Source organism: Aeribacillus sp. FSL W8-0870 (assembly GCF_037963755.1).
Taxonomy (GTDB): domain Bacteria; phylum Bacillota; class Bacilli; order Bacillales; family Aeribacillaceae; genus Aeribacillus; species Aeribacillus composti.
The window spans coordinates 126,167-145,543 of the sequence record NZ_CP150165.1; the positions used below are offsets into that span (position 1 = coordinate 126,167).

21 protein-coding genes and 2 other annotated features are annotated in these 19,377 nt (G+C 40.1%); all 21 genes read left to right on the forward strand.

What is annotated here, in order from left to right:
* The first annotated feature begins 36 nt into the window (after window positions 1-36).
* The 21 genes from radA to rpoB all read left to right on the forward strand — a co-directional run bounded on the left by radA (window position 37) and on the right by rpoB (window position 19,372).
* Window positions 37-1,413 (forward strand): DNA repair protein RadA, encoded by a 1,377-nt coding sequence (gene radA / locus NSU02_RS00640; RefSeq protein ID WP_339193812.1) that lies wholly within the window; start codon window positions 37-39, stop codon window positions 1,411-1,413.
* Window positions 1,414-1,416: 3 nt separating this feature from the next.
* Window positions 1,417-2,478 (forward strand): DNA integrity scanning diadenylate cyclase DisA, encoded by a 1,062-nt coding sequence (gene disA / locus NSU02_RS00645; protein ID WP_339193814.1) that lies wholly within the window; start codon window positions 1,417-1,419, stop codon window positions 2,476-2,478.
* 99 nt (window positions 2,479-2,577) lie between these two features.
* The gene (locus NSU02_RS00650; RefSeq protein WP_063387133.1) at window positions 2,578-3,672 is read left to right on the forward strand and encodes a PIN/TRAM domain-containing protein; all 1,095 of its coding nucleotides are present in this window, start codon (window positions 2,578-2,580) and stop codon (window positions 3,670-3,672) included.
* A gap of 15 nt (window positions 3,673-3,687) precedes the next feature.
* Window positions 3,688-4,380 carry a 2-C-methyl-D-erythritol 4-phosphate cytidylyltransferase gene (gene ispD / locus NSU02_RS00655; protein ID WP_063387134.1) on the forward strand — a complete coding sequence of 231 codons (693 nt, stop codon included), beginning with the start codon at window positions 3,688-3,690 and terminating at the stop codon, window positions 4,378-4,380.
* Window positions 4,377-4,856 (forward strand): 2-C-methyl-D-erythritol 2,4-cyclodiphosphate synthase, encoded by a 480-nt coding sequence (ispF, locus tag NSU02_RS00660; protein WP_339193817.1) that lies wholly within the window; start codon window positions 4,377-4,379, stop codon window positions 4,854-4,856. The genes ispD and ispF overlap by 4 nt, the downstream gene beginning before the upstream one ends.
* Window positions 4,857-4,927: 71 nt before the next feature.
* Window positions 4,928-6,388, forward strand: a complete 1,461-nt coding sequence (gene gltX, locus NSU02_RS00665; RefSeq protein ID WP_063387136.1) for a glutamate--tRNA ligase — start codon at window positions 4,928-4,930, stop codon at window positions 6,386-6,388.
* 42 nt (window positions 6,389-6,430) lie between these two features.
* Window positions 6,431-6,664: a binding site (T-box leader), on the forward strand.
* Between the two features lie 65 nt (window positions 6,665-6,729).
* Window positions 6,730-7,395 carry a serine O-acetyltransferase gene (gene cysE, locus NSU02_RS00670; protein WP_339193820.1) on the forward strand — a complete coding sequence of 222 codons (666 nt, stop codon included), beginning with the start codon at window positions 6,730-6,732 and terminating at the stop codon, window positions 7,393-7,395.
* Window positions 7,376-8,773: a cysteine--tRNA ligase gene (gene cysS, locus NSU02_RS00675; RefSeq protein WP_066247902.1), complete on the forward strand. Its 1,398-nt coding sequence runs from the start codon at window positions 7,376-7,378 to the stop codon at window positions 8,771-8,773. The genes cysE and cysS overlap by 20 nt, the downstream gene beginning before the upstream one ends.
* 2 nt (window positions 8,774-8,775) lie before the next feature.
* Window positions 8,776-9,204 carry a Mini-ribonuclease 3 gene (locus NSU02_RS00680; protein WP_066247904.1) on the forward strand — a complete coding sequence of 143 codons (429 nt, stop codon included), beginning with the start codon at window positions 8,776-8,778 and terminating at the stop codon, window positions 9,202-9,204.
* The gene (rlmB, locus tag NSU02_RS00685) at window positions 9,152-9,937 is read left to right on the forward strand and encodes a 23S rRNA (guanosine(2251)-2'-O)-methyltransferase RlmB (protein WP_063387140.1); all 786 of its coding nucleotides are present in this window, start codon (window positions 9,152-9,154) and stop codon (window positions 9,935-9,937) included. The genes NSU02_RS00680 and rlmB overlap by 53 nt, the downstream gene beginning before the upstream one ends.
* Before the next feature lie 3 nt (window positions 9,938-9,940).
* A complete protein-coding gene (locus tag NSU02_RS00690; RefSeq protein WP_063387141.1) occupies window positions 9,941-10,456 on the forward strand; it encodes an NYN domain-containing protein in 516 nt (171 codons plus the stop codon).
* A 79-nt stretch (window positions 10,457-10,535) separates the two neighbouring features.
* Window positions 10,536-11,189 carry an RNA polymerase sporulation sigma factor SigH gene (gene sigH / locus NSU02_RS00695; protein WP_063387142.1) on the forward strand — a complete coding sequence of 218 codons (654 nt, stop codon included), beginning with the start codon at window positions 10,536-10,538 and terminating at the stop codon, window positions 11,187-11,189.
* A gap of 63 nt (window positions 11,190-11,252) precedes the next feature.
* Window positions 11,253-11,396 (forward strand): 50S ribosomal protein L33, encoded by a 144-nt coding sequence (gene rpmG, locus NSU02_RS00700; RefSeq protein WP_082829425.1) that lies wholly within the window; start codon window positions 11,253-11,255, stop codon window positions 11,394-11,396.
* Window positions 11,397-11,430: 34 nt separating this feature from the next.
* The gene (gene secE, locus NSU02_RS00705) at window positions 11,431-11,613 is read left to right on the forward strand and encodes a preprotein translocase subunit SecE (RefSeq protein WP_063387143.1); all 183 of its coding nucleotides are present in this window, start codon (window positions 11,431-11,433) and stop codon (window positions 11,611-11,613) included.
* Between the two features lie 116 nt (window positions 11,614-11,729).
* Window positions 11,730-12,263 carry a transcription termination/antitermination protein NusG gene (gene nusG, locus NSU02_RS00710; RefSeq protein ID WP_063387144.1) on the forward strand — a complete coding sequence of 178 codons (534 nt, stop codon included), beginning with the start codon at window positions 11,730-11,732 and terminating at the stop codon, window positions 12,261-12,263.
* A 180-nt stretch (window positions 12,264-12,443) separates the two neighbouring features.
* Window positions 12,444-12,869, forward strand: a complete 426-nt coding sequence (gene rplK / locus NSU02_RS00715) for a 50S ribosomal protein L11 (RefSeq protein WP_063387145.1) — start codon at window positions 12,444-12,446, stop codon at window positions 12,867-12,869.
* Between the two features lie 103 nt (window positions 12,870-12,972).
* The gene (gene rplA, locus NSU02_RS00720; RefSeq protein WP_063387146.1) at window positions 12,973-13,671 is read left to right on the forward strand and encodes a 50S ribosomal protein L1; all 699 of its coding nucleotides are present in this window, start codon (window positions 12,973-12,975) and stop codon (window positions 13,669-13,671) included.
* A 55-nt stretch (window positions 13,672-13,726) separates the two neighbouring features.
* Window positions 13,727-13,869 (forward strand) — a sequence feature (ribosomal protein L10 leader region).
* Window positions 13,870-13,912: 43 nt separating this feature from the next.
* Window positions 13,913-14,413: a 50S ribosomal protein L10 gene (gene rplJ / locus NSU02_RS00725; protein WP_063387147.1), complete on the forward strand. Its 501-nt coding sequence runs from the start codon at window positions 13,913-13,915 to the stop codon at window positions 14,411-14,413.
* A 53-nt stretch (window positions 14,414-14,466) separates the two neighbouring features.
* Window positions 14,467-14,832 carry a 50S ribosomal protein L7/L12 gene (gene rplL, locus NSU02_RS00730; RefSeq protein WP_063387148.1) on the forward strand — a complete coding sequence of 122 codons (366 nt, stop codon included), beginning with the start codon at window positions 14,467-14,469 and terminating at the stop codon, window positions 14,830-14,832.
* A gap of 104 nt (window positions 14,833-14,936) precedes the next feature.
* Complete coding sequence (locus NSU02_RS00735) at window positions 14,937-15,539, forward strand: class I SAM-dependent methyltransferase (protein WP_063387149.1); 603 nt, start codon at window positions 14,937-14,939, stop codon at window positions 15,537-15,539.
* A gap of 254 nt (window positions 15,540-15,793) precedes the next feature.
* A complete protein-coding gene (rpoB, locus tag NSU02_RS00740; protein ID WP_339193827.1) occupies window positions 15,794-19,372 on the forward strand; it encodes a DNA-directed RNA polymerase subunit beta in 3,579 nt (1,192 codons plus the stop codon).
* Window positions 19,373-19,377: the final 5 nt, after the last annotated feature.

The following is a 19,377-nucleotide window of genomic DNA, read 5'->3' on the forward strand; positions in this document are numbered from 1 at the left end:
GTCGTTTATCGATTGAACAAAGTGGGGAATAACCGAATGTCAAAGATCAAATCAAAATTTATTTGTCAATCGTGCGGATATGAATCGCAGAAATGGATGGGAAAATGTCCAGGGTGCGGCGAATGGAATTCAATGGTTGAAGAAGTTATCAAGCCAAAGGGAAAACACCGCATTGCTTTTAGTCATTCCGAATCATCCACTGTCAGCAAACCTTCTCCAATTCATCAAATCCAAGCTGCGCAAGAACCTAGAATGCTTACAGGACTTCATGAGTTTAACCGCGTATTGGGAGGCGGAATTGTAAAAGGATCTCTCGTTTTAATTGGAGGGGATCCTGGAATTGGAAAATCCACTCTCTTATTGCAAGTCTCCTCACAGCTGGCAGAGAGAGGGAACGATGTTTTATACATTTCGGGAGAAGAATCTTTAAAACAGACAAAACTTCGCTCCGACCGACTCGGGGTAAAAGGCGAAAGACTTTTCGTGCTTTCTGAAACGGACTTAGAAATCATCATTCAATCCATAATGGAAACTGAACCGGCTTTTGTCATCATTGATTCCATTCAAACGATTTATAACAGTGAAATTGCTTCTGCTCCTGGAAGCGTATCTCAGGTTCGAGAATGTACGGCTGAATTAATGAGATTGGCAAAGACAAAAGGAATTCCGATTTTTATTGTCGGTCATGTAACAAAAGACGGCACAATTGCAGGGCCGCGCATTTTAGAACATATGGTTGATACTGTATTGTATTTTGAAGGTGATCGACACCATACGTACCGAATTTTACGGGCAGTTAAAAACAGGTTCGGATCCACTAACGAAATAGGAATTTTTGAAATGAAGGAAGCAGGTCTTAAAGAAGTGCTCAACCCGTCAGAAGTGTTTTTAGAAGAGCGTGCAAAAGGGGCATCTGGTTCAACAGTAGTCGCTTCCATGGAAGGGACAAGACCTGTTCTAGTCGAAATACAAGCTTTAATCACCCCGACAAGCTTTGGAAACCCCAGAAGGATGGCAAATGGGATTGATCATAATCGTGTTTCTTTGTTGATGGCGGTATTGGAAAAACGTGTTGGTTTATTGCTCCAAAACCAAGATGCCTACTTAAAAGTTGCCGGCGGGGTGAAATTAGACGAGCCTTCAATTGACTTGGCAATTTGCATCAGTATAGCTTCAAGCTTTAAAGATGTTCCGACGAACATTTATGATGTTTTTGTAGGTGAGGTTGGTTTAACAGGAGAAATTAGAAGGGTTTCACGAATTGAACAGCGTGTACAAGAAGCTGCCAAACTGGGATTTAAGCGGATTTTTTTACCGAAAGCCAATCTGGGCGGTTGGAAATGGCCGGAAGATATAGAAATTGTCGGTGTGCAAAACATTTCAGAAGCGCTCGAACTTGCAATAGGGGGATAAGCTATGAAACAAGAAAAATCGCTTAAGGAAATCTTGCAATTTGTAGCCCCAGGCACACCAATCCGGGAAGGAATTGAAAACGTGCTGCGCGCAAAGACCGGGGGGCTAATTGTTGTAGGATATAACGAAAAAATCAAACAAATTGTAGACGGGGGATTTTATATCAATTGCCCTTTTTCCCCCGCCTATTTATATGAACTAGCTAAAATGGATGGAGCCATTATTTTAAGCGACTCAGGGCAAAAAATTTTATACGCAAACGCACAGCTCGTTCCGGATACGAGCATAGAGGTAAGAGAAACAGGCATGAGGCATAGAACAGCTGAACGAGTAGCAAAGCAAACAGGAAATCTCGTAATTGCTATTTCTGAAAGAAGAAATGTCGTCACATTATATTTTGGCAATTTCCGCTATGCTTTGAGGGATATCGGCGTCATTTTGACGAAGGCCAATCAAGCTTTGCGGACGTTGGAAAAGTATAAATCTGCCACTGACCAATCCATTAATAATTTAGGATCTTTAGAGTTTGAAGATTTAGTCACGATCGATGAAGTGATCCAAGTTTTACATAGAATAGAAATGGTGCTGCGAATTAAGAGTGAAATTATTAATTATATTTACGAACTCGGTACAGAAGGGCAGCTGATTCAGCTTCAGATGACCGAGCTTTTAGCAGATATTGAAAAAGAAGCGGCTCTGCTTATCAAAGATTACAGCATGGAGCGGCTGAATGATCCTATTCCTGTATTAAAGCAGCTGCAAGAATTGTCCAGCTCAGCATTATTAGATGATGCGGTTTTATTGAAGCTGCTCGGATATCCCCATTTTACCAATATGAATGAACCTGTTGTTCCTCGAGGTTACCGGTTTTTGCATAAAATACCAAAGCTTCCTTCCGTTATTATTGAAAATTTAGTGACAACCTTTGAAAATTTGAAACAAATTGCAAATGCTACCGTAGAAAAGCTTGATGAAGTGGAAGGAATAGGTGAAGTTAGGGCGAGGAAAATTAAGGAAGGATTAAGGCGCCTCCAAGATCAGTATAACATTGCAAGGGAGCTCTAACACATCCTTTACAGTAATTTATCAATATTTTTACAATCCTTGTTTTTAGATGTTTGAAAGGTTTGAAAGTGTATATAATGAAATAAAGGAGGTGGAGGTATGTTAAAACGAATTGTTCAAATATTTTTCTTTTTTGTTGGCGGAACGTTAGGTGTTTTGTTTATACCGGAATTATTATTTCTCTTAAATCTTGATGATGTTCCATTTCTGATGACACCATATACATTGGCGATATTAGGTGCAATTTTATTTTATATAACCTCCTTCTGGCTAGTGGATTATGTGGTGAATTGGATAAAATTTATAGAAGAGAAATTAGTGAAAGCTCCGGTTACGGATGTATTATTTGGCAGTTTAGGATTAATTTTTGGTCTGATTATTGCTTATTTGATTGGAATTTCATTATCTGAACTTCCATACCCAATTATCAATAACATTGTTCCGATCTTTTTAACCATAATTTTAGGATATTTAGGTTTTCAAATCGGATATAAAAAGCGCGACGAACTGTTGAACTTGTTTTCGATTACAGCAAGAATCAGCAAGAAGAAAGCCTCTCAAGAAGAAGAGGAAAATGTTGAAAAGAAAAGCTTAAAAATATTAGATACAAGTGTTATTATAGATGGCAGGATTGCAGATATTTGTCAAACAGGTTTTTTAGAAGGGACCATTATTATTCCTCAATTTGTGTTGGAGGAACTTCAGCATATAGCGGATTCTTCAGATGTGCTAAAAAGAAATCGAGGAAGAAGAGGTCTGGATATTTTAAATAAAATCCAAAAAGAGCTGGACATTAAAGTGGAAATATGGGAAGGCGACTTCGAAGATATACAAGAAGTCGACAGCAAGCTTGTAAAACTGGCAAAAATCATTCAAGGCGTTGTGGTCACAAACGATTTCAATTTAAATAAAGTATGTGAGCTCCAAAACGTCTCTGTTTTGAACATCAACGATTTAGCCAATGCGGTAAAACCGATTGTACTACCAGGGGAAGAGTTAAATGTCCAAGTAATTAAGGATGGAAAAGAGCATAACCAAGGTGTTGCTTATCTTGATGATGGCACGATGATTGTTGTCGAGGACGGAAGGGACTATATCGGGAAAAATATTGATATTCTCGTTACAAGCGTTCTTCAAACATCTGCCGGACGAATGATTTTTGCAAAGCCAAAGCTGCTGGAAAAAGCATTGTAATAAGGGAGAAAGAAGATGGAATATCGGGTTGTCATACCAGCTGCAGGGCAAGGGAAAAGAATGAGGGCAGGAAAAAATAAACAGTTTATCAAACTTAATTCTTTACCTGTGATTGTTCATACTTTAATGGTGTTTGAAAAAGATCCTCAATGCACCGAAATTGTTCTAGTCATAAACGAGAAAGAGCGTGAAGAATTTCTTTCTTTACTGAAAAAATATAAAATAAAAAAAGTGCAAAAACTAGTTCCCGGAGGACAGGAACGCCAATATAGTGTTTACAACGGGTTAAAAGCTGTTGAAGAAGATGGTATAATATTAATTCACGACGGTGCAAGGCCTTTCATTCGCAGGGAAACCATTCATCAGCTTGTTGAAAAGGCTCATTTAGAGGGCGCAGCGGTCGTAGCCGTTCCTGTAAAGGATACTGTGAAAAGGGTTCGCAATATGGAAGTCATTGATACTGTTGAACGTTCTAGCTTGTGGGCAGTTCAAACGCCACAAGCTTTTCGTCTTTCCATCGTATTAAAAGCTCATGAAGCGGCCAATAGGGATCAATTTGTAGGAACAGACGATGCAAGTCTTGTAGAAAGAATTGGCGAAAAAGTTTGTATTGTACATGGGGATTATTCAAATATAAAGCTTACAACCCCTGAAGATTTGATTTTTGCCCGTGCGATTTTAGAGAGTGAAAGAGGGGAAAGGGAATGATTCGGATTGGACAAGGTTTTGATGTTCATCAGCTTGTGGAAGGAAAACCGCTTGTGATCGGTGGAGTCAACATTCCTTATGAAAAAGGATTGCTTGGACATTCTGATGCTGATGTTCTTCTTCATGCATTGACAGATGCCTGCTTGGGAGCGATTGGAGGAGGAGATATCGGCAAGCATTTTCCTGATACGGATCCTGCATATAAAGATATTGACTCGGCGAAATTGCTTCAAGAGGTATGGAACTTGGTAAAGGAGAAAGGCTATATATTAGGCAATGCGGATTGTACAATTATTGCTCAAAAACCAAAAATGGCGCCTTACATCCATCAAATGCGTACTAGAATTGCGGAGCTCTTGGAGGCTGAACTTGACCAAGTGAATGTTAAAGCAACGACGACGGAGGAGCTTGGGTTTACAGGACGCGGGGAAGGAATCGCTGCACAGTCAATCGTTTTATTGCAAAAGAAAAAGTAATCTTTGAACATCAATGGTTTGGTGGTACAATATTTTAAAGAATTACGGTTTGATTATTGGAGGGACAAAATATGGCTGACAACGGAATACGGGTTCGCTATGCACCGAGTCCGACGGGGCATTTACATATTGGAAACGCACGCACTGCATTATTTAATTATTTGTTCGCTAGAAGCCAAAATGGGAAATTTATTATCCGAATTGAAGATACCGATCAAAAGCGGAATATCGAAGGAGGAGAACAAAGCCAGCTTTTTTATTTAAAATGGCTTGGAATTGATTGGGACGAAAGCATAGACAAGGGCGGAGATTACGGTCCTTATCGACAATCGGAGCGGACAAGCATTTATAAAAAATATTATGAAGAGCTCTTGGAAAGAGACTTGGCGTATAAATGTTATTGTACGGAAGAGGAGCTTGAAAACGAGCGTCAAGCGCAAATCGATCGCGGTGAAATGCCAAGATATTCAGGGAAATGCGCGCACCTTTCTAAAGAACAGCAAGAGGCACTCGAAAAAGAAGGACGGAAACCAAGCATTCGTTTCCGGGTTCCAAAAGGAAAAATATATAAATGGAACGATATCGTAAAAGGAGATATTTCTTTTGAGTCCGATGATTTTGGGGATTTTGTCATCGTGAAAAAAGACGGAACACCGACTTATAATTTTGCCGTCGCCGTCGACGATCATTTAATGGAAATCAGTCATGTGTTGCGCGGAGAAGACCATATCTCCAATACACCGAAGCAAATGATGATTTATGAAGCTTTTGGATGGGAGCCGCCTGTTTTTGGTCATATGACGTTAATCGTCAATGAAAACAGAAAAAAATTAAGCAAGCGTGATGAGAGCATCATTCAATTTATTGAACAATATGCTGAATTAGGGTATCTGCCTGAAGCGCTCTTTAATTTTATCGGTTTGTTAGGATGGTCTCCTGTTGGGGAAGAAGAGATTTTCAGCAAAGAAGAGTTTATTAAAATTTTTGATCCAAACCGATTATCAAAATCACCTGCTGTTTTCGATACACTGAAATTAAAATGGATGAACAATCAGTACATGAAAAAGCTTGATCTCGAAAAAGTAGTCGACCTTTCGCTGCCCCACCTTGTAAAAGCCGGGCGCATCAGTGAAAATATGTCAGAAGATGAAAGAGATTGGGTGCAACGTCTCATTTCCCTGTATCAAGAGCAAATGAGCTACGGTGCAGAAATTGTCGAATTAAGCGAAATGTTTTTTAAGGAAGAGATAGAGATCGATGAAGAAGGAAAACTTGTGCTTCAAGAAGAACAAGTTCCTTCCGTGTTAAGCGCATTTTTGGAAGAAGTGAAAGCAATTCAAGATTTCAAAGCAGATGAAATCAAAAAAGCGATTAAGTCAGTTCAAAAAGCGACAGGTCAAAAGGGGAAAAAATTGTTCATGCCGATTCGCGTTGCGACGACCGGGCAGACACACGGTCCTGAGCTGCCGCTTGCCCTTGAGCTCTTAGGAAAAGAAAAGATTATCACAAGGCTGGAAAAAGCACTAGATTAACTTTTTAAAAAAATTGTAATATAGTATGTATGAACAGATGACGGAAAAACGTTGAGAAGGAGAAGTAAGAAAGCAAACGGCTTTTCAGAGAGAACCTCCTTTGGCTGAAAGAGGTTTAAGCACGCGCTTTCTGAAATGCCCCTTCGAGTCTTTTGTCGAAACCAGCGGGAGTAGACAAAAGCGGAGACTCACCGTTATAAGAGTTAAAGTTGAGGGAAAAGAAAAGCTATACTTTTCCCTAAACAGAGTGGAACCGCGCTTATTTGCGTCTCTGTATCTACAGAGGCGCATTTCTTTTTCAGTAGGGTATTATGATTACTTTTTATGGGAGGGAGAAAAATATGTGGAAAATATTAAAAGAAGATGTGGAAGTCGTTTTTGACCAAGACCCTGCTGCGAGATCTTATTTAGAAGTGATCTTAACTTATTCAGGCCTTCACGCCATATGGGCTCATCGGTTGGCGCATGCGTTTTACAAACGGAAATTATACTTTATCGCCAGGGTCATTTCGCAAATAAGCCGCTTTTTCACGGGAATTGAAATCCACCCTGGTGCCAAAATCGGTCGTCGTTTTTTCATCGATCATGGCATGGGTGTCGTTATTGGCGAGACTTGTGAAATTGGCGATAATGTTACTGTATATCAAGGAGTTACATTAGGCGGAACAGGTAAAGAAAAGGGGAAACGGCATCCTACCATCAAAAATAATGTTCTCATTGCAGCTGGCGCGAAGGTATTAGGATCTATTACGATTGGAGAAAACTCGAAAATTGGCGCAGGTTCCGTCGTTTTGCGCGATGTTCCGGATAATTCGACTGTTGTAGGCATTCCGGGGAGAGTTGTTGTGCAAAACGGGAAAAAGGTGAGAAAAGATTTAAATCATAGAGATTTGCCGGATCCTATTTCAGATAAATTAAAAGAGCTTGAAAAAGAAATAGGAAAATTAAAGGCAGAATTAGATAATCTGAAAAAAAGGAGGGTGTTCAATGAGTATCAAAATTTATAATACATTATCCAGGAAAAAGGAAGAATTTATTCCTTTAGAGGACAACAAGGTAAAGATGTATGTTTGCGGTCCTACCGTTTACAACTATATTCACATCGGAAATGCTAGACCAGCCATTGTATATGATACAGTTCGTCGATATTTGGAGTACAGAGGGTACGATGTGAAATATGTGTCGAATTTTACCGATGTGGATGATAAATTGATTAAAGCTGCAAATGATTTGGGCGAAACGGTTCCGGAAATTGCAGAACGATTTATTAAGGCCTATTTTTCTGATATTGATGCACTGGGATGCAAAAGAGCGGATGTTCATCCTCGTGTAACGGAAAATATGGAGACAATCATTGAATTCATCCAAGCTCTCATTGACAAAAATTATGCCTATGAAGTCGACGGAGATGTGTATTATAAAACACGGTATTTTAAGGAATACGGAAAGCTTTCGCATCAATCAATAGATGAGCTTCATGCCGGTGCCAGAATACAAATTGGCGAAAAAAAGAGAGATCCGCTTGATTTTGCACTTTGGAAAGCAGCAAAAGAAGGGGAAATTTCATGGGATAGCCCTTGGGGAAAAGGACGTCCTGGCTGGCATATTGAATGCTCCGCAATGGCAAGAAAATATTTAGGGGATACAATTGATATTCATGCAGGCGGCCAAGATTTAACTTTTCCGCATCATGAAAATGAGATCGCACAATCCGAAGCGCTTACCGGCAAACCTTTTGCGAAATATTGGATGCATAACGGTTATATTAATATCAACAATGAGAAGATGTCTAAATCACTCGGAAATTTTATTCTTGTTCAAGACGTTTTAAAGCAGTATGACCCACAAGTATTTCGATTTTTTATGCTGTCTGTACACTACCGACATCCTATCAATTATTCGAAAGAACTTTTGGATAGTACAAAAAACGGATTGGAAAGAATCCGCACCTCATATATCAATTTAAAGCATCGGCTGGAAAGTAGTGCGAATCTCACTGATGATGATGAAAAATGGCTGGAAGAAATCAGCCGGCTAAAGAAGGAATTTATTCATGAAATGGACGACGATTTCAATACGGCGAATGCTATATCTGTCATTTTCGATTTAGTGAAAAATGCAAACTATTATTTGGAAAGAAAAAACACCTCCGAAAAAGTAATTAAGGCATTTTTGCAGCTATTTAATGAATTTGGCGATGTATTAGGTTTGACATTTGATGTTCAAGAGCTGCTGGACGAAGACATTGAAAGGCTGATAAACGAGCGAAATCAAGCTAGAAAAGAAAGAAATTTTGCTTTAGCCGACAAAATTCGAGATCAGCTCAAGGAAATGAACATTATATTGGAAGATACGCCTCAAGGAACAAGGTGGAAAAGAGGATAAATATGATTGAGCTTGAAAAAATAAAAGAAGCACGGCAGCTTAACGGTCTTGTTTTAGCATATATGGGCGATGCTGTATATGAAGTATTTGTCAGGCATCATCTGTTATCAAAAGGAACTGTCAAACCGGGCCAGCTTCATAAATTGGCGAAGTCGTTTGTTTCAGCCAAAGCGCAGGCAGCGATTTTAAAAACATTAACTGACAACGGCTTTTTCAATGAAGAAGAGCTGGAAATAATGAAAAGAGGGCGAAATGCCAAATCAAACACGGTGCCGAAAAATACCGATGTACAAACATACCGATACAGCACGGCTTTCGAATCTTTAATCGGCTATCTTTTTTTAACAGGTGATCAAGATCGGCTAAACAACGTCATAGATGCTGCAATCGCTGCAACATACGAGAAAGGGGGAGTTGAACGTGGCGGATGAATATATATACGGGAAGAATTCGGTTATCGAAGCATTGAAATCGAACAGGGATATTAACAAAGTGTTTATTGCGGAAAATTCATATACTAAACAAGCGCAGCAAATTATAATGCTGGCGAAAAATAAAGGGGTAGCAGTTCAATTCGTTCCAAAGAAAAAGCTCGATCAGATCGTTTCGGGCAGCCACCAAGGAGTCATTGCGCAAGTTGCTGCATATAAGTATACGGATTTTGAAGATTTGTTCAAATTGTCTGACGAACGCGGGGAAGCGCCCTTTTTTCTGATTCTAGATGAAATTGAAAATCCGGCAAATCTCGGCTCGATTATGAGAACAGCTGATGCTGCTGGAGTACACGGCATTATTATTCCAAAGAACCGGGCGGTCGGTTTAACCAATGTAGTGGCAAAAACGTCAACGGGAGCAATTGAATATGTTCCCGTAGTCCGCGTGACAAACTTGGCACGCACGATTGACGAGCTGAAAAACAGAGGTATATGGATTTACGGCACTGATGCAAAAGGGGAAGACGATTATCGGACAATTGACGGGAAACTGCCCGTTGCATTAGTAATCGGCAGTGAAGGGAAAGGAATCAGCCGCTTAGTAAAAGAAAAGTGCGACTTCCTTGTGAAAATCCCGATGGTTGGTCATGTTACTTCTTTGAACGCCTCCGTTGCTGCCAGTCTATTAATGTATGAAGTTTTTCGTAAACGGCGGCCATCAGGAGAGTAACCAATGGATATTTTATTAGTCGATGGATACAACATTATTGGTGCTTGGCCTGATCTGCAAAAATTAAAAGATGAAAACAATTTGGAGGATGCAAGGAAGATCCTGATCAACAAGATGGCCGAATATCAAGCATACACGGGGATGAAGGTGATTGTCGTTTTTGATGCTCATTTAGTGAAAGGAATTGAAAAAAAATATTTAGATAATCGCGTGGAAATTATTTTCACGAGAGAAAATGAAACCGCTGATGAACGGATTGAAAAGCTGGCCAAAACATTAAAAAATATTAAGACGAAAATTTATGTAGCAACATCCGACTATATAGAACAATGGACGATTTTTTCCCAGGGAGCTTTGAGAAAATCGGCGCGCGAGCTATATAACGAAGTGGTGTCTATTGAAGAAAGCATTCGAAAAAAAATTCAGCAAATTCAGGGCGAGCGCCCCGCTTCGAAGATTCGCCTTTCTTATGAAGTTGCCGAAAGGTTCGAAAAATGGAGAAGAGGAGATTTATCGTAATTTTGACATAAGTTGACGTTTATGGAAATCTTGCAGTATAATATTTCTAATAATTGTATGCGCGGTCGGGGTGATTTGCATGAGTGTTCAAGACAACAAGGGGGAAAAAATAAAAAAATTGCAGAAGCTTGAAGATGAACAAATTGTAGAGCTCGTCCACAAAGGCGACAGCGCTGCATTGGATTTCTTGATCACAAAATACCGGAACTTTGTGCGGGCCAAGGCAAGATCCTACTTTCTCATCGGGGCGGATCGTGAGGATATAATTCAAGAGGGGATGATTGGATTATATAAAGCGATTCGTGACTTTAAAGAGGACAAGCTTACCTCCTTTAAGGCATTTGCCGAGTTGTGCATTACCCGCCAAATGATTACTGCCATTAAAACTGCTACCCGTCAAAAACATATTCCTCTAAACTCGTATGTTTCATTGGATAAACCCATTTATGATGAAGAGTCAGATCGCACACTGATGGATGTAATATCTGGAGCAAAAGTAATGGATCCAGAAGAACTCATCATTAACCAAGAAAAGTTTGATGATATAGAATTGAAAATGGGGGAAATATTATCTGATCTTGAACGGAAAGTGTTGTCCCTTTATTTGGAAGGTCGTTCCTATTTAGAAATTTCAGAAGAATTAAACAGGCATGTAAAATCTATTGACAATGCCTTGCAGCGGGTGAAAAGAAAGCTAGAAAGATACTTAGAGCTGAGGGAATTTACTTCATAACTCATTGACATAAAAATTGCCATTATGTTACTGTTTAATAGAGTAAGTATCGGTAGGTGTAATATGAGGAAAAAAATAGTTCTAGCTTGTTCTCAATGCGGCAGCCGAAATTATTCAACGATGAAAAAGGCGACCGAAGAACGGTTGGAAATCAAAAAGTTTTGTAAAACGTGCCAAGCTCATACCACTCATCGGGAAACAAAGTAAATTGCACGATTCTTGGATTTCTGGAGGTAAACAAATGCAGCGCTTGACTGGATTTTTTCGAGATGTCGTAAAAGAAATGAAAAAGGTCAGCTGGCCGAAAAGAAAGGAATTGGTTCGCTATACGATTACGGTCATTACAACGGTAGCCTTTTTTGCTATATTTTTTGCTATTGTCGACTTAGGAATTTCTGAGTTATTAAGGCTTATTCTTGAATAAAAGCCTTTTATCCATGATATAATAGATATTATTCATAAGTTCGTCAGTAAACCCGGTAAACGGGTTTTTTCATTGCCTAAAAATGAAATGGGGAGGGAAGGACAAGGTCCTCTGATATGGAAAAGAACTGGTATGTTGTGCATACATATTCCGGCTATGAAAATAAAGTAAAAGCGAATTTAGAAAAACGCGTAGAGTCAATGGGCATGCAGGACAAAATTTTTCGTGTGATCGTCCCTGAAGAAGAAGAAATGGATATGAAAAGCGGAAAGAAAAAAGTGACGAAAAAAAAGGTTTTCCCTGGGTATGTTTTAGTAGAGCTCATCATGACGGATGATTCATGGTATGTGGTTCGCAACACTCCCGGAGTTACCGGATTCGTCGGCTCTGCAGGGTCTGGATCTAAACCAACTCCGCTTTTGCCGGAAGAAGTACAGGCAATTTTCAAACGCATGGGAATAGAAGAGGCTCGTGTGGAAGTTGATTTTGAATTAAAAGAAACGGTAAAAGTAAATGACGGCCCGTTTGCTAATTTCACAGGCGTTATCGAAGAAATCGATACAGATAGAAAAAAAGTCAAAGTTCTCGTCAATATGTTTGGGCGTGAAACACCAGTTGAACTAGATTTTTCCCAAGTTTCCAAATTGTAAAATGTAGAAAAACAAACTTGAAATCATTAATTAAAAATGGTAATATTTCTTAAGTCGATATGTCTCTGAAAGAGACTGAATGATGCATTAATCTTTCTCTCATTCATATAAAGAAGGATGTTGCATGAGTGGGAGGGTTTTACCCTATTACCACATCACGGACTTAAGGAGGTGTGTCTCGTGGCTAAAAAAGTGATTAAAATCGTGAAATTGCAGATTCCTGCAGGTAAAGCTAATCCTGCGCCGCCAGTAGGACCTGCTCTCGGTCAAGCTGGGGTTAATATCATGGGATTCTGTAAAGAGTTCAACGCTCGCACGGCTGATCAAGCTGGCTTAATTATTCCTGTTGAAATTACGGTATTTGAAGACCGTTCATTTACATTTATTACGAAAACTCCGCCTGCTGCCGTTCTTTTGAAAAAAGCAGCTGGAATTGAATCAGGTTCTGGTGAACCGAATCGTAATAAAGTGGCAACAATTAAACGCGATAAAGTTCGCGAAATTGCCGAAACGAAAATGCCTGACTTAAATGCAGCTAGCGTTGAAGCAGCAATGCGTATGGTTGAAGGCACAGCCCGAAGCATGGGCATTGTGATCGAAGACTAATCAATATGCATTGGTGTAGTAGGTTGCGAGTTTGTTTATTCAAGTTCGCAACCTTTATTCGTGGGAGGTTATTCCGCTAAAACCACATAAGGAGGAAAATGATATGGCAAAAAGAGGTAAAAAATATTTAGAAGCTGCAAAGCTTGTTGATCGTTCAAAAGCTTATGACGTAAAAGAAGCAATTGAATTAGTAAAGAAAACGAATATCGCAAACTTTGATGCGACAGTTGAAGTTGCATTCCGCCTTGGCGTTGATCCTCGTAAAAACGATCAGCAAATCCGCGGGGCTGTTGTGCTGCCGAACGGTACAGGTAAAACACAACGTGTATTAGTGTTCGCTAAAGGGGAAAAAGCAAAAGAAGCGGAAGCTGCTGGTGCGGATTATGTCGGCGACAGCGACTACATCAATAAAATTCAACAAGGCTGGTTTGACTTCGATGTTGTTGTGGCTACCCCTGATATGATGGGTGAAGTCGGTAAACTTGGACGTATTTTAGGTCCTAAAGGTTTAATGCCGAACCCTAAAACAGGAACGGTAACATTTGAAGTTGAAAAAGCTGTCAAAGAAATTAAAGCTGGTAAAGTTGAATACCGTGTAGATAAAGCTGGGAACGTTCATGTTCCAATCGGAAAAACTTCTTTTGACAGTGAAAAATTAGTTGAAAACTTTACAACAATCTACGATGCGCTATTAAAAGCAAAACCGGCAGCGGCAAAAGGCACTTACATGAAAAACGTTTCTGTAACGTCTACAATGGGCCCTGGAATTAAAGTAGATCCTTCCAGCTTTGTCGTGAAATAATAAACCGGTTTGACAAGCAGGATATATTTTAGTAAAATAAAAATGTTGTGTAATTAAATAGAATTCATTTATACCGTAGACAGTAGGTGCCGAAAGGCTTAATATCCTACCGAGGTGTATGATATAGATTAAGCGGAACGTTTGCTTATTTGTACGATACCTCCATGTCTGCGGGCATGGAGGTATTTCATTTCACCGGCGGTATAAGTGTTCATTTTCAATTTGCAGGAGGTGTAAACAAATGAGCAGCGCAATTGAAAAGAAGAAACAGATCGTTGAAGAAATTGCAGCCAAATTCCGTGAAAGCGTCTCTACTGTTATCGTAGATTACCGCGGTCTTAATGTAGCGGAAGTAACGGAATTGCGCAAAAGACTTCGTGAAGCAAATATAGAGTTCAAGGTTTACAAAAATACGTTAACTCGCCGTGCTGTTGAACAAGCAGAAATTTCTGGATTAGAAGAAGTGCTGACTGGTCCAAACGCTATCGCATTTAGCACTGAAGATGTCGTGGCGCCTGCTAAAATTTTGAATGATTTTGCAAAAGAGCATGAAGCGCTTGAGATTAAAGCTGGCGTCATCGAAGGCAATGTTGCAACAGTTGATGAAATTAAAGCGATTGCTGACCTTCCATCTCGCGAAGGCTTGCTTTCTATGTTGCTTTCTGTACTGCAAGCTCCTATTCGCAACTTTGCACTTGCAACAAAAGCAGTTGCAGATCAAAAAGAAGAGCAAGGCGCTTAAAGCAAATTTTCGTATTAAACTATTAGAATTTAAAACATAAGGAGGAAAAACAAATGACAAAAGAACAAATTATTGAAGCGATAAAAGAAATGACTGTTCTTGAACTTAACGACTTAGTAAAAGCAATCGAAGAAGAATTTGGCGTAACTGCTGCTGCTCCTGTTGCTGTGGTTGGTGGCGCTGGCGGCGGTGAAGCTGCTGCAGAAAAAACTGAATTCGATGTTATTCTTGCTAATGCAGGTGCACAAAAAATTAAAGTTATCAAAGTTGTTCGTGAAATCACAGGCCTTGGCTTAAAAGAAGCAAAAGAATTAGTTGACAACACTCCAAAACCATTAAAAGAAGGCGTATCTAAAGAAGAAGCTGAAGAACTTAAAGCAAAACTTGAAGAAGTTGGAGCAGAAGTTGAAGTTAAGTAAAAGCTGTTAAATAAATAGAAAAGCTCGCTGATTCATTGGCGGGCTTTTCTTTTATGTATGAATTTCTGCCCGTAGAAAATACTCCTAAAAAAGGGGTGCAGAAAATGAGCGAACATTATTTTTCGGAAAAACCGGAAGTGGAAAGCAATAGGAGAAAAATTGAGTGCACGTTGAGAAATCATCCATTTGCGTTCATGACCGACCGCGGAGTTTTTTCAAAACGGGAGGTTGATTTTGGAACGCAGCTATTAATTGAAACTTTCGCTGCTCCCGAAATTCCAGGAGATATTTTGGATGTAGGCTGCGGATACGGACCGATCGGATTGTCAATTGCAAAATCGGAACCCGATAGAATGATTGATATGATCGATATAAATGAAAGGGCAGTCGAACTTGCAGAACTGAATGCTCGAATAAACAACATTCAAAATGTCCGTGTGTTTCAAAGCAATTTGTTTGAAAAGCTGGAAGGGAAATGGTATGCTGCTATTTTAGCAAACCCTCCCATTCGGGCTGGAAAACAAGTCGTCCATCATATATTTGAAAAAAGCTTTGATCATTTAAAAGACCATGGAGAGCTTTGGATCGTTATCCAAAAAAAGCAGGGGGCTCCTTCCGCTAAACAAAAGCTGGAGACTCTGTTTCGTTCGGTAGAAGTGGCAGAGAGAAAAAAAGGCTATTATATTTTTAAAGCAAAAAAAGATTGACCTGCAATCCAGGATATGTTAACATTATAAAATGCCAATATATTAATTTCCATTTGTAGCTAAATTTTTTCTTGGATGTATAGAACCAATCCATTAAGGAAAAAATAATAAAATCAACTATTTCTGCGCAGTGGTTTTCTTTTTTCATAAAGAAAATCCTTTTTCTTTTTACTTGTAATAGTATTTATTTTATTATATAAAACATGGAATGCTATTTACAAGATATTATTATGCTGATTTGAGGGGTGACTCAGTTGACAAGTCAACTAGTTCAGTACGGACGACACCGCCAACGCAGAAGTTATGCGCGAATTAAAGAAGTGTTGGAATTACCTAATCTTATTGAAATCCAAACCTCTTCGTATCAGTGGTTTCTTGATGAGGGTCTTCGTGAAATGTTTCAAGACATATCTCCTATCGAAGATTTCACTGGTAACCTCTCGCTTGAGTTTATTGACTACAGCTTAGGTGAACCGAAATACTCCGTTGAAGAAGCAAAAGAACGCGATGTTACTTATTCTGCCCCGCTGCGGGTAAAAGTGCGCCTAATTAATAAAGAAACAGGCGAAGTGAAAGATCAAGATGTATTTATGGGCGATTTTCCGCTTATGACGGAAACCGGCACATTTGTGATCAATGGCGCAGAACGAGTAATTGTTTCCCAATTAGTCCGTTCACCTAGTGTTTACTACAGCGACAAAATTGATAAAAACGGTAAGAAGGGCTTTACAGCTACCGTCATTCCAAACCGTGGCGCTTGGTTAGAGTACGAAACAGATGCAAAAGATGTTATATATGTCCGCATTGATCGCACTCGCAAATTACCAGTTACGGTTCTTTTACGTGCCCTTGGGTTTGGCTCTGATCAAGAAATCATCGATGTGTTCGGAGAAAATGAATATTTAAGAAATACGTTGGATAAAGACAATACCGAAAGCCCAGAAAAGGCGCTTCTTGAAATTTACGAACGCCTGCGTCCTGGTGAACCGCCAACAGTTGAAAATGCAAAAAGCTTATTGATCTCCCGTTTCTTTGATCCAAAAAGATATGATTTAGCAAGTGTCGGCAGATATAAAATTAACAAGAAACTTCATATCAAAAACCGACTCTTTAATCAACGATTAGCAGAAACTCTAGTCGACCCTGAAACTGGAGAAATCATTGCTGAAAAAGGAACTATTATTGATAGAAGAACGCTGGATAAAATTTTGCCTTACCTTGAAAAAGGAATAGGGTTTAAAAAATTCACTCCTGATGGTGGAGTAGTTGATGAAGACATCACGTACCAATCTATTAAAATTTATGCTCCAAACGATCCGGATGGAGAAAAAATTCTCAACGTTGTTGGCAACGCAAACATTGATGAAAGTGTAAAAAACATTACGCCAGCAGACATTATTGCGTCCATCAGCTACTTCTTTAATTTGCTATATGGAGTAGGAAATACAGATGATATTGACCATCTAGGAAACCGCCGTCTTCGTTCGGTAGGGGAGCTTTTGCAAAACCAGTTCCGAATCGGACTTTCACGGATGGAGCGTGTTGTGAGGGAAAGAATGTCCATTCAGGATGCCAATACGATTACTCCGCAGCAATTAATCAACATCCGTCCAGTAATTGCAGCCATTAAAGAATTTTTTGGCAGCTCCCAATTGTCCCAATTCATGGATCAAACCAATCCTCTTGCAGAACTGACGCATAAGCGCCGTTTATCTGCATTGGGACCTGGCGGACTCACACGTGAACGAGCAGGCTTTGAAGTTCGCGACGTCCATTATTCCCATTATGGACGCATGTGTCCAATTGAAACGCCTGAAGGTCCAAATATCGGATTGATTAACTCATTATCAACATATGCAAAAGTAAACCGTTTCGGTTTTATTGAAACGCCGTATAGAAGAGTTGACCCTGAAACAGGGAAGGTAACAGACCGAATTGACTATTTGACAGCTGACGAAGAAGATAACTATGTTGTTGCTCAGGCTAACGTGCCAGTAGCAGAGGATGGAACGTTTTTAGAAGATAATATTGTTGCCCGTTTCCGCGGGGAAAACATAGTGGTGAAAAAAGACCGTGTCGACTACATGGACGTTTCGCCTAAGCAAGTTGTATCAGCAGCAACAGCTTGTATCCCGTTCTTGGAAAACGATGACTCCAACCGTGCATTAATGGGTGCGAACATGCAGCGCCAAGCTGTTCCTTTGCTTCAACCAGAAGCGCCTATTGTTGGTACCGGAATGGAGTATGTATCGGCTAGAGACTCTGGAGCAGCTGTCATCTGCAAGCACGCAGGCGTTGTCGAACGAGTTGAAGCCAACAGAATTTTAGTTCGCCGTTATGAAGAAGTGGACGGCCAAAAGGTTAAAGGTGATCTCGACGAGTACAAATTGTTGAAATTCGTCCGTTCCAACCAAGGAATGTGCTACAATCAGCGCCCAATTGTATCTGTTGGAGACGAAGTCGAGAAAGGCGAAATTTTAGCTGACGGTCCTTCCATGGAAAAGGGAGAGCTTGCTTTAGGCCGAAATGTACTTGTCGCCTTTATGACATGGGATGGATATAACTATGAAGATGCCATCATCATGAGCGAGCGTCTTGTAAAAGAAGACGTCTATACTTCCATCCATATTGAAGAATATGAGTCTGAATCCCGTGATACAAAATTGGGTCCGGAAGAAATCACTCGTGATATTCCAAATGTCGGAGAAGACGCTCTTCGCAACTTGGATGAACGAGGCATTGTCCGCATTGGAGCAGAAGTTAAAGACGGCGACTTGCTTGTTGGGAAAGTAACGCCAAAAGGAGTTACAGAACTGACTGCTGAAGAACGATTATTGCACGCTATTTTTGGAGAAAAAGCACGTGAGGTTCGTGATACATCACTTCGTGTTCCGCATGGGGGCGGAGGTATTGTTCTTGATGTAAAAGTGTTTAACCGTGAAGACGGAGATGAACTGCCTCCAGGTGTCAACCAGCTGGTGCGTGTATACATTGTACAGAAGCGTAAAATCTCTGAAGGAGATAAAATGGCAGGCCGCCATGGAAACAAAGGGGTTATTTCCCGAATTCTCCCTGAGGAGGACATGCCGTTTTTGCCGGATGGAACACCAGTTGACATCATGTTAAATCCATTAGGAGTACCTTCCCGGATGAACATCGGGCAAGTATTGGAATTGCACCTAGGAATGGCGGCTAAGAAGTTGGGCATTCATGTTGCAACTCCGGTATTCGATGGTGCGACAGAAGAAGATGTATGGTCAACAATTGAAGAAGCTGGGATGGCCCGTGATGCGAAAACGGTCCTTTACGACGGCCGCACTGGGGAACCTTTCGATAATCGCGTGTCTGTCGGAATCATGTATATGATCAAACTGGCGCACATGGTTGACGATAAACTGCATGCTCGTTCCACAGGTCCATACTCGCTTGTTACACAGCAACCGCTCGGCGGTAAAGCACAGTTCGGTGGACAGCGGTTCGGAGAAATGGAGGTTTGGGCTTTAGAAGCCTATGGAGCAGCATATACATTGCAAGAAATCCTTACTGTAAAATCAGACGATGTTGTCGGTCGTGTAAAAACATACGAGGCAATCGTAAAAGGCGAAAATGTGCCTGAACCTGGAGTTCCTGAATCTTTCAAAGTATTAATTAAGGAGCTTCAAAGCTTAGGACTGGATGTTAAAATTCTCTCAAGCGATGAACAAGAAATCGAAATGAGAGAATTGGAAGATGAGGTAAATTCCACCCAGTCAGATGGCCTCTCTTTAACGACTGATACAATCGAAGAGGAAGTTGTTGATAAAGAAGAAAAAGATGCAGTTGCCAAAGAGTAAAGGAA

Coding starts and splice junctions, on each gene's coding strand:
- nusG (WP_063387144.1), top strand. CDS start 11,730: ATGGAAAAGAACTGGTATGTTGTGCATACATATTCCGGCTATGAAAAT.
- rplL (WP_063387148.1), top strand. CDS start 14,467: ATGACAAAAGAACAAATTATTGAAGCGATAAAAGAAATGACTGTTCTT.
- rplA (WP_063387146.1), top strand. CDS start 12,973: ATGGCAAAAAGAGGTAAAAAATATTTAGAAGCTGCAAAGCTTGTTGAT.
- NSU02_RS00690 (WP_063387141.1), top strand. CDS start 9,941: ATGGATATTTTATTAGTCGATGGATACAACATTATTGGTGCTTGGCCT.
- rpmG (WP_082829425.1), top strand. CDS start 11,253: ATGAGGAAAAAAATAGTTCTAGCTTGTTCTCAATGCGGCAGCCGAAAT.
- ispF (WP_339193817.1), top strand. CDS start 4,377: ATGATTCGGATTGGACAAGGTTTTGATGTTCATCAGCTTGTGGAAGGA.
- cysE (WP_339193820.1), top strand. CDS start 6,730: ATGTGGAAAATATTAAAAGAAGATGTGGAAGTCGTTTTTGACCAAGAC.
- disA (WP_339193814.1), top strand. CDS start 1,417: ATGAAACAAGAAAAATCGCTTAAGGAAATCTTGCAATTTGTAGCCCCA.
- ispD (WP_063387134.1), top strand. CDS start 3,688: ATGGAATATCGGGTTGTCATACCAGCTGCAGGGCAAGGGAAAAGAATG.
- cysS (WP_066247902.1), top strand. CDS start 7,376: ATGAGTATCAAAATTTATAATACATTATCCAGGAAAAAGGAAGAATTT.
- radA (WP_339193812.1), top strand. CDS start 37: ATGTCAAAGATCAAATCAAAATTTATTTGTCAATCGTGCGGATATGAA.
- rplJ (WP_063387147.1), top strand. CDS start 13,913: ATGAGCAGCGCAATTGAAAAGAAGAAACAGATCGTTGAAGAAATTGCA.
- gltX (WP_063387136.1), top strand. CDS start 4,928: ATGGCTGACAACGGAATACGGGTTCGCTATGCACCGAGTCCGACGGGG.
- rlmB (WP_063387140.1), top strand. CDS start 9,152: ATGCTGCAATCGCTGCAACATACGAGAAAGGGGGAGTTGAACGTGGCG.
- NSU02_RS00735 (WP_063387149.1), top strand. CDS start 14,937: ATGAGCGAACATTATTTTTCGGAAAAACCGGAAGTGGAAAGCAATAGG.
- NSU02_RS00650 (WP_063387133.1), top strand. CDS start 2,578: ATGTTAAAACGAATTGTTCAAATATTTTTCTTTTTTGTTGGCGGAACG.
- NSU02_RS00680 (WP_066247904.1), top strand. CDS start 8,776: ATGATTGAGCTTGAAAAAATAAAAGAAGCACGGCAGCTTAACGGTCTT.
- sigH (WP_063387142.1), top strand. CDS start 10,536: ATGAGTGTTCAAGACAACAAGGGGGAAAAAATAAAAAAATTGCAGAAG.
- secE (WP_063387143.1), top strand. CDS start 11,431: ATGCAGCGCTTGACTGGATTTTTTCGAGATGTCGTAAAAGAAATGAAA.